The 14,021-nt window shown below is 72.3% G+C and carries 14 protein-coding genes; 9 read left to right on the top strand and 5 right to left on the bottom strand.

What is annotated here, in order from left to right; all coding sequences use genetic code 11:
* The first annotated feature begins 17 nt into the window (after positions 1 to 17).
* The gene (locus tag AB0I66_RS11565; RefSeq protein WP_363207552.1) at positions 18 to 659 is read left to right on the top strand and encodes an XRE family transcriptional regulator; all 642 of its coding nucleotides are present in this window, start codon (positions 18 to 20) and stop codon (positions 657 to 659) included.
* The gene (locus tag AB0I66_RS11560) at positions 656 to 832 is read left to right on the top strand and encodes a DUF6126 family protein (RefSeq protein WP_363207551.1); all 177 of its coding nucleotides are present in this window, start codon (positions 656 to 658) and stop codon (positions 830 to 832) included. Before AB0I66_RS11565 ends, AB0I66_RS11560 begins: the two co-directional genes overlap by 4 nt.
* 21 nt (positions 833 to 853) lie before the next feature.
* Here the strand turns inward: AB0I66_RS11560 and AB0I66_RS11555 are convergent, their stop codons facing one another.
* Positions 854 to 1,675, bottom strand: coding sequence for a tyrosine-protein phosphatase (locus AB0I66_RS11555; protein ID WP_363207550.1), 822 nt, complete (start codon positions 1,673 to 1,675; stop codon positions 854 to 856).
* 250 nt (positions 1,676 to 1,925) lie between these two features.
* Here AB0I66_RS11555 and AB0I66_RS11550 point away from each other — a divergent pair, with 250 nt between their 5' ends.
* On the top strand, positions 1,926 to 2,744 hold the full coding sequence (locus AB0I66_RS11550) for an SGNH/GDSL hydrolase family protein (RefSeq protein ID WP_363207549.1): 819 nt from the start codon (positions 1,926 to 1,928) through the stop codon (positions 2,742 to 2,744).
* Here the strand turns inward: AB0I66_RS11550 and AB0I66_RS11545 are convergent.
* Positions 2,728 to 3,366 carry a TetR/AcrR family transcriptional regulator gene (locus AB0I66_RS11545; protein WP_363207548.1) on the bottom strand — a complete coding sequence of 213 codons (639 nt, stop codon included), beginning with the start codon at positions 3,364 to 3,366 and terminating at the stop codon, positions 2,728 to 2,730. The two genes, AB0I66_RS11550 and AB0I66_RS11545, sit on opposite strands and share 17 nt — an antisense overlap.
* A 24-nt stretch (positions 3,367 to 3,390) precedes the next feature.
* Complete coding sequence (locus AB0I66_RS11540) at positions 3,391 to 4,578, bottom strand: Glu/Leu/Phe/Val dehydrogenase dimerization domain-containing protein (protein WP_363207547.1); 1,188 nt, start codon at positions 4,576 to 4,578, stop codon at positions 3,391 to 3,393.
* Between the two features lie 176 nt (positions 4,579 to 4,754).
* Here AB0I66_RS11540 and AB0I66_RS11535 point away from each other — a divergent pair, with 176 nt between their 5' ends.
* The gene (locus AB0I66_RS11535) at positions 4,755 to 5,987 is read left to right on the top strand and encodes an MBL fold metallo-hydrolase (protein ID WP_363207546.1); all 1,233 of its coding nucleotides are present in this window, start codon (positions 4,755 to 4,757) and stop codon (positions 5,985 to 5,987) included.
* 277 nt (positions 5,988 to 6,264) lie between these two features.
* Here the strand turns inward: AB0I66_RS11535 and AB0I66_RS11530 are convergent, their stop codons facing one another.
* On the bottom strand, positions 6,265 to 7,818 hold the full coding sequence (locus AB0I66_RS11530; RefSeq protein ID WP_363207545.1) for a SpoIIE family protein phosphatase: 1,554 nt from the start codon (positions 7,816 to 7,818) through the stop codon (positions 6,265 to 6,267).
* A 505-nt stretch (positions 7,819 to 8,323) separates the two neighbouring features.
* On the opposite strand from AB0I66_RS11530, the gene AB0I66_RS11525 reads away from it, so the two are divergent.
* From AB0I66_RS11525 to AB0I66_RS11505, 5 genes are all read left to right on the top strand, one after another.
* Positions 8,324 to 10,102, top strand: a complete 1,779-nt coding sequence (locus AB0I66_RS11525) for an ATP-binding protein (RefSeq protein WP_363207544.1) — start codon at positions 8,324 to 8,326, stop codon at positions 10,100 to 10,102.
* A gap of 67 nt (positions 10,103 to 10,169) precedes the next feature.
* Positions 10,170 to 10,604: a roadblock/LC7 domain-containing protein gene (locus tag AB0I66_RS11520; protein ID WP_363207543.1), complete on the top strand. Its 435-nt coding sequence runs from the start codon at positions 10,170 to 10,172 to the stop codon at positions 10,602 to 10,604.
* Between the two features lie 2 nt (positions 10,605 to 10,606).
* The gene (locus AB0I66_RS11515) at positions 10,607 to 10,978 is read left to right on the top strand and encodes a DUF742 domain-containing protein (protein ID WP_363207542.1); all 372 of its coding nucleotides are present in this window, start codon (positions 10,607 to 10,609) and stop codon (positions 10,976 to 10,978) included.
* Entirely contained in the window at positions 10,956 to 11,552 is a 597-nt protein-coding gene (locus tag AB0I66_RS11510; protein WP_363207541.1) for an ATP/GTP-binding protein, read from the top strand. The genes AB0I66_RS11515 and AB0I66_RS11510 overlap by 23 nt, the downstream gene beginning before the upstream one ends.
* On the top strand, positions 11,549 to 12,121 hold the full coding sequence (locus AB0I66_RS11505) for a GAF domain-containing protein (RefSeq protein ID WP_363207881.1): 573 nt from the start codon (positions 11,549 to 11,551) through the stop codon (positions 12,119 to 12,121). The genes AB0I66_RS11510 and AB0I66_RS11505 overlap by 4 nt, the downstream gene beginning before the upstream one ends.
* 3 nt (positions 12,122 to 12,124) lie before the next feature.
* Here the strand turns inward: AB0I66_RS11505 and AB0I66_RS11500 are convergent, their stop codons facing one another.
* Positions 12,125 to 14,011 (bottom strand): DUF2264 domain-containing protein, encoded by a 1,887-nt coding sequence (locus AB0I66_RS11500; protein WP_363207540.1) that lies wholly within the window; start codon positions 14,009 to 14,011, stop codon positions 12,125 to 12,127.
* Positions 14,012 to 14,021: the final 10 nt, after the last annotated feature.

The raw sequence follows: 14,021 nt of genomic DNA, 5'->3' as shown, positions 1-14,021 counted from the left end.
CCTGGCTCAATCAAGGTATGAGCAATGCCGAGCCCGAACCGCTCGACCCGGAGGCCGCCGAGGCGCTGCCCGCCGTCGCCCCGCAACTGCGTGAGCTGCGGCGCCGTGCCGCCCTGACGCTGGAGGCCGCCGCCCGCACCGCCGGACTCTCGCCCGCCCATCTCTCCCGCCTGGAGACCGGGCAGCGCCAGCCCTCGCTGCCGATGCTGCTCGCCCTCGCCCGCACCTACGGTACGACGGTCTCGGAGCTCCTCGGCGAGAAGCCCGCCGACCGGGACGCGATCGTCCGCGCCGCGGACATGGAACCCACGCGGGCGGGCGGCTGGACCTACTGGCAGGCGGGCGCGCAGGCCCGGGGCATGCAGGCACTGCGGGTGCACGTGCCGCACGGCGCCCAGGGCGACATCGTGCGCGTCCACCCCGGCGAGGAGTGGCTGTACGTCCTCCAGGGGCGCCTTCGGCTGCGGCTCGGCGACACCACGTACACGCTCGAACCGGGGGACAGCGCGCACTTCGACTCGCTGACCCCGCACCGGATCGCCGCCGCGGACCACCTCGGCACCGACCTTCTCTTCGTCCACACCCTGCTGCAGAGTCCCGCCACCGCGCTGTGCCTCGGCGAGACCCCGCACAGCCCCACCCTGGGAGACACGCGATGACGGAACCCGAAGCGCGGCAGCCCGAGCCGGCCGTCCCCGCCAAGAAGGCCATGTCCATGGAGGAGAAGCTCCCCCGCGGGCTCTGGATCCGGCTGATCATCTACGTTGCCGTGGGCCACGTGTTCGCGGCCTTCATCTACCTGCTGTTCACGCTGGGCGCGCAGAACCAGTGACGGTGCGGCCGGTGGGCTGCGTCAGTCCAGGAGGTGCTCGCGCAGCCGCTCGCGGGTCTCGGGGGCCAGCTTCAGGCCCTCGGTGAGGTAGGTCTCCGTGTCGCCCCAGGTCTGCTCGATCGTCTCGAAGGCCGCGGCCAGATATGCGGCGCGGGCCTCGAAGAGCGGGCTGAGCAGCTGCATGACCTCCGGGGACATCGCGTTCGGCGAGTTGTCGCCGCGGCGAACCTTGTAGCGGCGGTGGGTGGCGTTCGACTCCAGGTAGTCCGCCTCGATGGCGTCGCGCTCGACGCCGACGGCGAGGAGCGTGACGGCTATCGAGAGTCCTGCGCGGTCCTTGCCCGCCGCGCAGTGCATCAGGGCGGGCACGCTGTCCGCGGCCATCTCGTGCAGCACCCGGCTGTGCTCGGCGGTGCGGTCCCTGATGATCTCGCGGTACGTGTCGGTGAGGCGCCCCGCGGCCTGCCCCTCGGAAAGCGCCGCGCGCAGCTCGTCCAGATCGCCGTCGCGGACCATCGTCCAGAACTCGGCGCCGTGCGCCGGGTCGGTCAGCGGCAGGTTCACGTTGCGTACGCCGGGCAGCTCGACGTCCGGGCCTTCCAGGCGCTGGTCGGCCGCGTTGCGGAAGTCGTAGATCGTGTGCAGGCCCAGCGTGGAGAGGAACGCGGCGTCGGACGCGGTGGCGTGCGCGAGGTGACCGCTGCGGAAGAGCCGGCCGTGGCGCACCCGGCGGCCGTCCACGGTCGGAAGCCCGCCCACGTCACGGAAGTTGCGGACTCCGGCCAGCTCGGGCTCCGCCTGCTCGGTCGTCGTCAGCTCTGTCGGCGGGACCTGCTGCGTCACGGGGGCTCCTCCGGTCCGGGCGCCGGCGCGACTCGCCGGTCGGGGTGGGACTTCGACCATACGACACGGGTACCTGAGGCAATCACTGCCGGTGCATGAGCATTGCCTCACAGGTGAACCCCCTCACGGCGACGACGCGTTGCCGTCTATTCCTGGCTTGGAAGAAACTTGACCGGTGGCTTATCTCACCCTCCGTCAACCCCTCCCTACGGTGGCGTAGGTCACTTGGTGAGGTGAAAGATGGGACGACGTGAGAGCAGAGTCGACAACCTTCATCCCTGACACATTCACCTCCTACGCAGCGGTCGGCGACAGCTTCACCGAAGGCGTGGGGGACCCCGGTCCCGACGGCGCGTTCGTCGGCTGGGCCGACCGCCTCGCGGTGCTGCTCGACGACCGGCTGCCGGAGCACACCTTCCGGTACGCCAACCTCGCCGTGCGCGGCAAGCTGCTCGACCAGGTCGTCGCCGACCAGGTGCCCCTGGCCAAGGAGCTGGGCCCCGACCTGCTGACGTTCTGCGCGGGCGGCAACGACATCATCCGGCCCGGCACCGACCCGGACGAGGTCGCCGAGCGGTTCGAGCGGGCCGTCGTCGACCTCACGTCGTCGGTCGGCACGGTCATGGTGACCACGGGCTTCGACACCCGCGGGGTCCCGGTCCTCAAGCACCTGCGCGGGAAGATCGCCACGTACAACGGCCATGTCCGCGCGATCGCCGACCGTTACGGCTGCCCGGTCCTCGACCTGTGGTCCCTCAAGACCATCCAGGACCGCCGTGCCTGGGACGGCGACCGCCTGCACCTCTCCGCCGAGGGCCACACCCGGGTGGCGCTGCGCGCGGCCCAGGTCCTCGGTCTCGAGGTCCCCGCCGATCCGGACCAGCCGTGGCCGCCGGAGCCGCCGCGCGGCACGCTGGAGGTGCGGCGCGACAACATCAACTGGGCGCGCGAGTACCTGGTCCCGTGGTTCGGGCGGCGGCTGCGCGGGGAGTCGTCGGGGGACCACGTGGAGGCCAAGGGGAGCGTGGACCCGTACACCGTCAGGATGCACATCAAGTCGGCGTCCTGAAGGGGGCGTCCGCGGGGGGCGATGCGACGGGGGCCGGGCCCAGTTCACGGTCCAGGGCCTCGTCCACCCACGCCAGCATGCGGGCGCGGGACAGCGCACCCTCGTAGGCCGTCATCTGCACCGCGAGGCCGTCGAGCAGGGCAGTGAGGCGCAGTGCCGTGGCCCGGGGGTCCGCGCAGGTGAACTCGCCCGCGGTGACGCCCTCCCCGATGACCTCTGCAAGGGCGGCCTTCCACCGCTGGTCCAGGTCGCGCGTCACCGTGCGCAGGGTGGGCTCGCGCAGCGCGGCGGACCAGCCCTCGATCCAGAGGCGCCAGCCCTTGGCCTGGCCGGTGGGGGCGTACCAGCGGACGGCGGCGCGCAGGCGGCGCAGGGCCGTGGTGCGGCGGCCCAGAAGGGCGCGCAGATGCGCCAGATCGGCCTCCGCGGCATGCGCGAAGGCCGCTGCCACCAGCTTCTCCTTCGTCGAGAAGTGGTACAGGACCAGCGCGTTGCTCACCCCGAGCGCCGCGGCCACGTCCGCGATGCGTACGGCCGCCACACCGCGCACCTCGATCTGTTCGACGGTGGCGGCAAGGAGCTCCGCCCGCCGTTCCGCCACGCTCAACCGCACTCTCGCCACGCCGGGCAGCCTACCCAGCTCCCGCTACGCGTTCGCGTACCAGCCGAAGCGCTCCCCGATCTCCGGCAGCCGGTCGGCGACCAGCGCGTGGGCCGCCGCGCGCGGCGTCGTGCCGTCCGCTTCGGCGCGGCGCAGCATCACGTCGACCAGAGCCCGCATCGAGCGGCGCGTGTACGCGAAGGCCCCGTCCGCGTCGGGGCCGATGTCGCCGAACAGCGTCCACCACCACCAGGCGTTGGTACCGGAGTTGACGACGACATCGGGCAGGACGGTGATGCCCCGCTGTGCGAGGAGGTGCTCCGCCTCGGGCAGCACCGGCATGTTGGCCGCCTCGGCTATCCAACGGGCCGTGATCCGCGCCTGGTTGGTCCGGTCGATGGCGTACGACACCGCCGCGGGGACCAGGATCTCCGCCTCCGTGGACAGCCAGGCCTCGCCCGGGAGCTCGCGGTCGTCGGGCCGCAGGGCGGAGCGGTCGACCGTGCCGTGCGCGTCCCGGGCGGCGAGCAGTGCCTCCACGTCGAGACCCGCCGGGTCGGCGATCGTGCCCTTGATGTCGGCGACGGCCACGATGCGCAGGCCCGCGCGGGTGAGGAACCGTGCGGTCGCGCCGCCCATGGTGCCCAGGCCCTGTACGGCCACGCGCGCGCCCGCGTGCGCGTGCCCCGCGCGGTCGAGGGCCGCGAGGACCGCCTCGGCGACGCCGTGGCCGCCGACCAGCTCGGCGAGGCCGATCCCGTCGACCTCCACGGCGAACGCGTCCGCCAGGCGCTCGCGGGCCGCCGTCTCGTCGTCCAGGAGCGGGTGGACGGCCTGGACGCATGAGATCAGGCCTGCTTCCGCCGCCGCCTCGTCGACCAGGTCCTGGGTCAGCCCCAGGTCCTCGCCCGTCGTCCAGGAGCTCTCGACGTACGGGCGCATGGCCCGCAGGTAGCGGACCAGGACGTCGTACGCCTCCGGGGCGCGCGGATCGCAGTCGATGCCGCCCTTGGCGCCGCCGAGCGGGATGTAGCGGGCGCTGGGGTCGTAGTGCAGGGCCTCCTTCATCGTCATCCCGCGGGCGAGGCCCGTGACCTCGTCGAGGGTGCAGCCGGGACGCATCCGCAGGCCGCCGCTGCAGACGCCGCGTACGAGACGGTCGATGACCAGGAAGCCCCGGTGGCCGGTGATGTGGTCGGTCCAGGTGAGGGAGAGGAGGGGTGCTGGGGGCATGGGGGGAGGCATGGGGGACTCCTACTGAATGAGGGATCAGTAGGAGTACATCACGCGTATGCGCGCGCGTGGCCGGTGCGGGCCCCTCCTCGTGGCCGGTGCGGGCCCCTCCGGGCGGCCGGTGTCGGAGGCGGTGCACATAATGGAGATCTGACCTATCCCTTCCAGGAGGTGCTGTGTCCCGTTCGCTGAGCTCTGGGCTCCGCTCGCTCAGGACCGCCGCCTTCGGCGCGGATCCGGCCGGTGAGCGGCTCGCGAGGATCCACAGATCGCCGAACTTCGCCGACGGGTCCTTCCAGAACCCCGACGGGGCGCGGACCCGGCCCACCGGTTCGACGCTCGAGTTCGCGAAGATCTACTTCCGCAAGGAAGAGCGGATCCGGCGTGGCCCCATGGGCACCGTCCCCGTCCATGCCACCACCCTCGCCGATCTCGCCGTGCCCCCGGCCGGCGGATTGCGCATCACCTGGATGGGGCACTCCAGTGTGCTCGCCGAGATCGACGGGCAGCGGGTGCTGTTCGACCCCGTCTGGGGAGAGCGGTGCTCTCCCTTCTCCTGGGTCGGACCCAAGCGGCTGCACCCCGTGCCGGTGCCGCTCGCGGCGCTCGGCCCGGTGGACGTCGTGGTGATCTCGCACGATCACTACGACCACCTGGACATGCCCACCATCCAGGCCCTGGTCGGCACGGACACCGTCTTCGCGGTGCCGCTGGGCGTCGGCGCCCACCTGGAGCGCTGGGGCGTCCCCGCGGACCGGCTGCGCGAGCTCGACTGGAACGAGACCACGAAGGTGGGCGGCCTGACCCTGACGGCGACGCCCGCGCGCCACTTCTGCGGCCGCGGCGTACGCAACCCGCAGCACACGCTCTGGGCGTCCTGGGCCGTCGCGGGACCCGAGCACAGCGTTTACCACAGCGGCGACACCGGCTACTTCGGCGGATTCCGCGAGATCGGCGCGGAGCACGGACCGTTCGACGTCACGATGATCCAGATCGGGGCGTACAGCGAGTTCTGGCCCGACATCCACATGACCCCCGAGGAGGGGGTGCGCGCGCACCTGGACCTCCAGGGCGGGCGCCCCGACGGCGTGATGCTGCCGATCCACTGGGGCACGTTCAACCTCGCGCCGCACCCGTGGTCCGCCCCGGGCGAGGGCACGCTCGCCGAGGCGGCCCGCGTGGGGGCGAGGATCGCGCTCCCCGTACCGGGCGAGCCGTTCGAACCCGCATCGGACGCCATCCCGTCCCAGCCGTGGTGGCGCGGAGTCGCCATCGAGCCGGAAACCGGCTGGACCCACCCGGAGGGCATCACCGCAGGCACCGAGTCAGCGACGGCGCCCGCCGACCACACGGCAGCAGCCGACCGCACGGAAGGCACCGGGGAGCCCGAGGCGGCGCGGGTCGGTTGAGGCGGGGCGGCGGGCGATCGAACGACGCGCACCCGCCTGGCGGCCTTGGCGGCCACGCCTGCCGATCGGCTGGGCGAGCGCCGAGTCAGCGGTTGGTTCCGCCGAGCGCACGGCGGCGGGCTGTCGGGAGCCGGGGTGGCAGCGTACGACCTGTCCCGCCTGGCAGCTGTGATCATGCTTGGCCTTCAGCCGGGCGAGCGCCGAGTCAGCCGTAGGGACCGCCGGGGGCCCGAGGCGGCACGTGTCGGTGGGTGCCGCACCTGGCTCCGTACCGCCGTCAGCTCGGTGCGGGAGTCAGGGTCGCCTGAGGGGAGCCCTTGGTGGTCGGGGCGAGCAGCATGGTGAACCAGACCGTCTTGCCGGTGGAGGTGGGGCGGGTGCCCCAGGCGTCGGCGAGGGCCTCGACCAGGAGCAGCCCGCGGCCGTCCTCCTCGGTGCTCTCCGCGAGCCGGGCCCGCGGCCGGGGCGTGGTGTGGTCGGTGATCTCCACGCCCAGCTCGCGGACGCTGTGCCACACCCGCAGGTTGAAGGGCCCGCGCGCGTGGCGGTACGCGTTGGTCAGGAGTTCGGAGGCCAGCAGGAGGGCCGTGTCGGTCTGTGCCGTCAGCCCCCAGTCCGCCAGCCTCGCCCGCAGGAACTGCCGCCCGGCCGGGATCGACGCCGACTCGGACGCCAGACCCGTCTCCGCGGTGTCCAGGGGCGCCGTGGGGAAGCTGACGAGCAGCAGGGTCACGTCGTCGGCGTACGTCTCGGTGTCCGGCAGCAGCGCGTGCAGGACGCGGTCGGCGGCGCTCTCCAGGCCGCCGGCCGTGGCGAAGACGTCCTCCAGCATGCTGGTCACCATCTTCAGGCGGAGGTCGATGTCGCTGCTTGCCGTCTCCACCAGACCGTCGGTGTAGAGGGTCAGGGTAGTGCCGGCCCGCAGCGGCAGACGGACCTGCTGGTGCGGCACCCCGCCCACCCCGAGGGGAATCCCGGTCGGCACCGGCAGCTCGCGCACGGTCGCGTCCGGCTCGATGAGGAGCACCGGCAGATGGCCGGCCGAACACACGGTCACCTCGCCCTGGGCGGGGTCGGCCTCCAGATAGACGCAGGTGACGAAGGGCTCGGGCAGGTCACGCGTGAAAGCGTCCAGCGTCTGCATCAGTTCGCACGGCGGCAGCCCCGCCAGGGCCAGCGCGCGGGCCGCGGAGCGCAGCTGCCCCATGACCACGGCCGCGTCAAGACCGCGCCCCATCACGTCGCCGACGAAGACCCCGACCCGCCCGGCGCCCAGGTCGATGAGGTCGAACCAGTCACCGCCGACCCCCTGCCCCTGGGTCGAGGGCAGATAGCGGCTGGCCGCGAGCGCGCCGGGGATCTGCTTGGCGTTGCCCATGAGGTTGAGGGCCAGCGCGACCTGGCGCTGCTGCGCGTGCAACTCGGTGAGCTCCGCGTCGGCTCTCTTGCGGGCGGTGATGTCGCGCATGAGGGAGCAGGCGGCCGTGATGGTCCCGTCGTGCGCGCGGATCGGCCACAGGGTCACGTCGATGTCCAGGACACGGCCGCCGCAGGCGGTCCGGCGGGTCTCGTAGTGCTCGATCCGCACGCCCCGGGCGATCTGCGCGAGCAGACCGGCTTCCTCGTCCTTGAGGTCCGGGGGCACGATCATGCCGACATGGCTGCCGACGGCCTCCTCGGGCGCGTATCCGTACAGCCTTTGCGCCGCCGCGTTCCAGAAGATGATCTGCCCGTCCAGGGTCTTCATGAGGATCGCGTCCTGTGAGGATTCGACCAGTTCCCGGAAGAACCCCGGCTGACTCCCGGTGTCCCGCAGCCTTTCCACCGACATCGTTGATGCCTCGCTTCACCTGACGCGTCCGCACCCGGGCGGAGCAGGTCACCCCTCCCGCGCAGGTGCGGGTCCACGTCGCCCATCACGCTCGTGCTGACGGATATTGCAGTACGGCACGGGCGGCTCTCAGGGTTCCACCGGTATTTCACCGATACGGATGCGCAGTTGTCCTTTCTCTGCGAAGTCCGGGTGGCTCCGGTGTCACATTGGGACGTTCGGGACGTGTCGGCCGCACGCCGGATCGCACCCGCCCGCGGGCGCCGAACACATCTCCGGCGGTTAATCGGACGACCGTGCGACGTGTCATACCAGAGCGGGACGCTGGGTGCCGGACTTTGTCAACTGCCCCCCGCACATGAAGCGTTGGTGACTACCGTGAGTGTCCGCCGGTCGACGCAGGGATCATGGCAGCGATCTTGCCTGTGCCCTCCCGACCGGTACGGCGATGCCGCGAACCCACACGTCGCGCCCGCCGGAGCCCGCTCCCCGACCGAGGACGCTGATGTCTCACCTCCGTGCACCGGCCGCCCGCGCAGACCGCCGAGAGGGCGGCCGGCACGGCAGGCCCGGGAGCCGACCCGGCACGGCGCTGCCCGAGGCCCGGATACGGCCGCAGCTCCTGCGCATCGCCGTGCTGCCCGCCGTCGCGGTGGTGCTCTGCGCCGCTGCCGCCGTGCTGTTCATCGTCCGCTCGGCCCCCGGACCGCTCGAACCCGCGCTGCTCGTCATCCTGGTCGCCGCCGGTGCCATCAGCCTGGCCAGCGTCGTGATCGCCGCCATCGCCGCCGACCGCACCGCCACCTCCGTACGCGACCGCGTCGGCACCCTGCGCCGCACCACCGCGCGCGGACAGGCCGAACTGCGCGAAGTCGTCGAGAAGCTGCGCCGCGGCGACGGCCCGCCCCCGCGCAAGGCTCCCGCCACACCCGCCCCGGACGGCGACGAGTTCGGGCTGCTCGCCGCCGAGCTGTCCCGGGCCCAGGACGTCGCCGTCACCGCCGTGGTGCAGGCCTCCCAGCTCTCCAGCCACGCGGGCAGCGAACAGAAGGTCGAGGTCTTCGTCAACCTCGCCCGGCGGCTGCAGTCCCTCGTGCACCGCGAGATCTCGATCCTCGACGAACTGGAGAACGAGGTCGAGGACCCGGAGCTGCTCAAGGGCCTCTTCCACGTCGACCACCTGGCCACCCGCATCCGCCGGCACGCCGAGAACCTCGCCGTGCTCGGCGGCGCCATCTCGCGCCGCCAGTGGAGCAACCCGGTCTCCATGACGGAGGTGCTCCGCTCGGCCATCGCGGAGGTCGAGCAGTACTCGCGGGTCAAGCTGGTGCCGCCGATCGCGGGCACCCTGCGCGGCCACGCCGTCGCCGACGTCATCCACCTCCTGGCCGAACTCGTGGAGAACGCCACGGTGTTCTCCGCCCCGCACACCCAGGTCCTGCTGCGCGCCAACCTGGTGACGGCCGGGCTCGCCGTCGAGGTCGAGGACCGCGGCCTCGGCATGCCGCTGACCGAGCAGAACAAGATGAACCACCTGCTCGCCGAGCCGGACCAGGTCAACGTCGCGAGCCTCCTCCAGGACGGACGGATCGGCCTCTACGTGGTCTCCGCGCTCGCCCGGCGCCACGGCATCGCGGTCCGCCTCCAGACCAACATCTACGGAGGCGTGCAGGCCGTACTGATCCTGCCGCAGGGCCTCCTCGGCACCGAGCCGCAGGCCGAGCCCGCCGCCGGACGCCCGCAGCCGGCCCCGCAAGCCGCGCCCCCGGCCGCCCCCGGCGCCGTACGGGAACCCGCGCAGGCACCCGCCGCCGCCCCCCGGCCGGAGCCGGTGGCCGTGCCCCGGCAGCCGCAGCCGGACGTGCCACAGAGCCCGCCGCAGGCCGCTCCCGGCACGCACGGCACCGGGCCCGCCCCGCTGCCCGTGCGGGGCCGGGAGGGCAGGCCCACGCCGGCCGACGCCGTGCCGGGCATCAGGCCCGAGGACCGGCAGGCCGCCGCCGAGCACACCGGGACACTGCCGACCCCGCTCAACGGCACCGCCGTACACGGCCGGATGGGACGGCCCCAACTGCCCAAGCGGCGCGCCCAGGAACACATCGCGCCCCAACTGCGGGACGCACCCACGCCCCGCCCGGAGAGCGAACACCACATCGGCCACGACCCGGGCCTGATGGCCGCCTTCCAGCGCGGCATCGGACTCGCCGCCGCCCAGGAGATGCGCGACCCGGCGCCCGCACCCGACCTCAACACCCCCCGCGACGGGGGCGACCAGGGTGGCTGAACCGCACCACCCCACCAGCACCCTGTCTGCCCCGGCAGACCTTCGTACCCCAAGGAGTCGATCCACCATGGCGAGCGATGCGCCGACCGGGCAGGTATCCGACCTCGACTGGCTGATGAGCGGGCTCGTGCAGCGCGTGCCGCACACCCACAGCGCGGTCCTGCTCTCCTCCGACGGACTCGTGAAGTCGGTCCACGGCCTCGACCCGGACAGCGCCGACCACATGGCGGCCCTCGCCTCCGGGCTCTACTCACTGGGGCGCAGCGCGGGCATCCGGTTCGGGGACGGCGGCGACGTGCGCCAGGTCGTCGTGGAACTCGACTCCACCCTCCTGTTCGTCTCCACGGCGGGCTCCGGCACCTGTCTCGCGGTGCTCGCCGGCCGCGACGCGGACGCGGCGGTCCTCGGCTACGAGATGGCGATGCTGGTCAAGAGCGTGCGCCCCTACCTCCTGACCGCGCCCCGGCAACCCGTCGGCGAACCCGCCCCGATGAGGCATTGAGCGTGGCGGCCCCGCACGACGGGCCCTGGCTCGACGAATCCGCCGGACGGCTCGTCCGGCCCTACACGGTCAGCGGCGGGCGGACCCGGCCGACCGCCCAACTGGACCTCCTGAGCCAGGTGCTGGCCACCGGAGGCCTGGTCACCGGCTACCTGGGACCCGAACACACCCAGGCGCTCGGGCTCTGCACGGCTCCCACATCGGTCGCGGAGATCGCGGCGCAGCTGAAGCTGCCCGCGGTCGTCACCAAGGTGCTGCTCTCCGATCTCGTCGACTGCGGGGCGCTCACCCTGAGAGCCCCGGACTTCTACCACAACCCCACTGACCGGTCCCTGTTGGAGGCAGTGCTCGATGGACTACGACGACAGCTCTGACCCCTTCCCCACCGCGCTGAAGATCCTGGTCGCGGGAGGTTTCGGGGTCGGCAAGACGACCTTCACGGGCGCGGTGAGCGAGATCGCGCCGCTCAGCACGGAAGAGCTCCTCACCACGGTCAGTGAAGGCACCGACGATCTGTCGGGCGTCGAGAACAAGACCACCACGACCGTGGCCATGGACTTCGGCCGCATCACCCTCGACCCGGAGCACGTGCTCTACCTCTTCGGGACGCCCGGCCAGGAACGCTTCTGGTTCATGTGGGACGAACTCTCCGAGGGCGCGCTCGGCGCGGTGGTCCTCGCCGACACCCGCCGCCTGGAGGACTGCTTCGCGGCGGTGGACTTCTTCGAGCAGCGCGGCATGGGGTTCATCGTCGCGATCAACGAATTCGACGGAGCCCACCGCTATGAGCCCGAAGAGGTACGTTCCGCCATCGACCTGGACCCGCAGGTGCCCGTCGTGCGGTGCGACGCGCGGATCTCCAGCTCGGGCATCGCGACCCTCCTCACCCTCGTCAAACACCTCCTCGCCCACGCCCCGGCCGCCCCGAGCTACGGAGCCCACACCTGATGTACGACTCGACCGCACCCCTGCTGCTCACTCCCGTCGACAAGGAGGCACCGAGCCGGGTGCGGCGGCTGCGCAGACTCGGCATAGGCCTGCGTCCGGAGCTAGCTTTCGACGCCTTCGCCGACCGGCTGGCCGAGATCACGGGCGCGCCGTACTCCATGGTCAACTTCATCGACGAGAACCGGCAGTTCTTCGCCGGTCTGCACACCCCAGACGACCTGGGGGACGGCTCCGAGCTGACCTCCACGGCGGCCGCCGGGAACACGGCGTACCGCTACATGGCGCGCGATCACGGGTACTGCCCGCATGTGATCGTGCGGCGCAAGGCCCTCGTCCTGGAGGACGTCTGCGACTATCCGCGGTTCGCGGGCAATCCGGTGGTCGACGAGATCGGCATCCGCTCCTATCTGGGCGCCCCGCTCATCGACCGCACGGGCATCGCGCTCGGCACCATCTGTGTCGTGGACGTCGAACCCCGCCCCTGGGGGCGGGCGGGCCTGGAGACGATCAAGGCCATGGCGGCCGAGCTGATCGAGCAGATCCACCGCCGGGAGGACGGCGGGATCTGACGCTCACACCTCCAGGCGGGTGCCGTCGGGGAAACGGAGACGGACGGTTTCGCCCTCCACCGTGCAGGTGATGGACTCCCTCAACGCCGACGGGAGGACGGTGTCCTGGGAGAGCACGACCAGGGTGACGTGGACGCTTGTGCCGCCCTCGTGGCCGCTGCGGTGCAGATACGGCGTCGCCGAGTGCGGGCCGTAGGCGTTGGCGGCCACCTCGCGGGCGATGCCCGCCTGCTCGTCCCAGCCGTGGAGGGCGACGACGGCGCTGGTCAGGCCCGCTTCGGTACGGGTGAGGGCCCAGCCGGGCCCCTGCTCGGCGTGCGGCTGGGCCGCGTCGGCCACCGCATAGCCGCCCTCGCGTACGGTCACGCCCGCGGGGGCCTGCACACGGTGGACGCGGATCTCCCAGGGGCCGTGCAGCGCACTGGTCGTCTCGACGGGGAACTCGCCCTCGAAGCCCGGCAGTTGTGCGTCGTGGCGGGAGGCGGCCACGCGTCCCTCGCAGCGCACCGGGTGGATCCGGCGGCGGCGCGACGGGGTGCCGTCCGGCGTGAGGAGCGCGAGGTGGTTGTCCACGGTTCGTTCCCACGCGCTCGGGGCGGTCTCGGGGGCGGTGGCCGTGGAGTAGCCGAACTTGGCGTAGTGCGGGTCGTCGGCCGCGGGGCCTTCGAGGGGGTTGTGGTCGCTCCCGTGGTTGATCAGGCGGACGATGCCGTCGTGGCGTGTGCCGTGCAGGAGCCAGCCGGGCTGGGGGAGCGCCGTGTACTGGTCGGACTCCTCGACGGGGAGCGGGAGTTCGCGTTCCGTCCACACCGGGTGGTCGGCGGGCAGCAGCAGACCGAGGAAGCCCTTGCTCGCCCAGTACGGGGACGCGGGGCCCGAGTAGGCCTGGGTGGACGGCAGGAACGTCCCGCACCAGCCGAGCGGAAGCAGCCCGCGCTCGTCGGGGACGCCGCGCTCCACGAAGTGCCGTGCGGTGCCGGACGCGAGCCGCCGGGTGAGGCCGGGGGGCAGGGGCGTGCAGTCCGCGAGGGCGCCCATCCAGACGGGGGCGGTCGCCGCGAAGCGGTACGTCAGGGAGCGGCCCTGGTGGACGGGGGCGCCGTCGGCGCCGAAGAAGTGCGGGTAGGTGGTGAGGAACTGGGTCAGCCGTTCGCGGTAGACCTTGCCGCGTCCCTCGTCGTCCTGGCCCGCCATGCGGGCCCAGAGCAGCGGGTACAGGTGCATCGCCCAGCCGATGTAGTAGTCGAAGTTGCGGCCGTCGCCGTCGCTGTACCAGCCGTCGCCGCGATACCAGTCCTCGATCCGGTCGAGCCCGCCGTCGATGTCCGCCTTGCTGTACGGGGCGCCGACGGACGCCAGGAACTGCTCGGACACCACCTGGAAGAGCCGCCAGTTGTTGTCCCATGTCCGGCCGCCGACGAAGCCGGAGAACCAGTCGACTACCCGCTCCTGGACCCGGGTGTCGAGCTTGTCCCAGATCCAGGGGCGGGTCTCGTGCAGACCGATCGCGATCGAAGCCGCCTCCACCATCTGCTGTGAGCAGTCGCTGAGTTCGGGCCAGGCCTCACCGCCCGCGGCGGCGCGGTCCGTGCCCGTTGTCAGACCCTGCGCGTAGCGTTCGATGAGGTGAGGGTCCACCTCGCCGCCCGCTCCCGCGATCCGGAAGGAGGCGAGGAGGAATGATCGTGCGTACCCCTCGAGGCCGTCCGACACGACCCCCGACCAGCTGCCCCGGCCGGGCAGTCGGTACTGAGCGAAGTGGGGCGTCGCGTACGGGACGAGCGCCTCCAGCTGCCGGTCGGCGAGGGCCTCCCAGTGGGCGCGGGTCCAGCCCGTGAGCGGGGAGAGGACCCGGTCGGTGGGCGGCAGGGCCAGATGCGGTGCGGGCATGATGGGTCCG

The organism is Streptomyces sp. NPDC050439, from assembly GCF_040655335.1.
Lineage (GTDB): Bacteria > Actinomycetota > Actinomycetes > Streptomycetales > Streptomycetaceae > Streptomyces.
This window is presented reverse-complemented; position numbering and strand designations above follow the sequence as displayed.

Excerpts from the sequence above, each read along its gene's own strand:
- AB0I66_RS11525 (WP_363207544.1), top strand. The coding sequence starts at position 8,324 with ATGTCTCACCTCCGTGCACCGGCCGCCCGCGCAGACCGCCGAGAGGGC.
- AB0I66_RS11520 (WP_363207543.1), top strand. The coding sequence starts at position 10,170 with ATGGCGAGCGATGCGCCGACCGGGCAGGTATCCGACCTCGACTGGCTG.
- AB0I66_RS11530 (WP_363207545.1), bottom strand. The coding sequence starts at position 7,818 with ATGTCGGTGGAAAGGCTGCGGGACACCGGGAGTCAGCCGGGGTTCTTC.
- AB0I66_RS11540 (WP_363207547.1), bottom strand. The coding sequence starts at position 4,578 with ATGCCCCCAGCACCCCTCCTCTCCCTCACCTGGACCGACCACATCACC.
- AB0I66_RS11560 (WP_363207551.1), top strand. The coding sequence starts at position 656 with ATGACGGAACCCGAAGCGCGGCAGCCCGAGCCGGCCGTCCCCGCCAAG.
- AB0I66_RS11565 (WP_363207552.1), top strand. The coding sequence starts at position 18 with ATGAGCAATGCCGAGCCCGAACCGCTCGACCCGGAGGCCGCCGAGGCG.
- AB0I66_RS11500 (WP_363207540.1), bottom strand. The coding sequence starts at position 14,011 with ATGCCCGCACCGCATCTGGCCCTGCCGCCCACCGACCGGGTCCTCTCC.
- AB0I66_RS11510 (WP_363207541.1), top strand. The coding sequence starts at position 10,956 with ATGGACTACGACGACAGCTCTGACCCCTTCCCCACCGCGCTGAAGATC.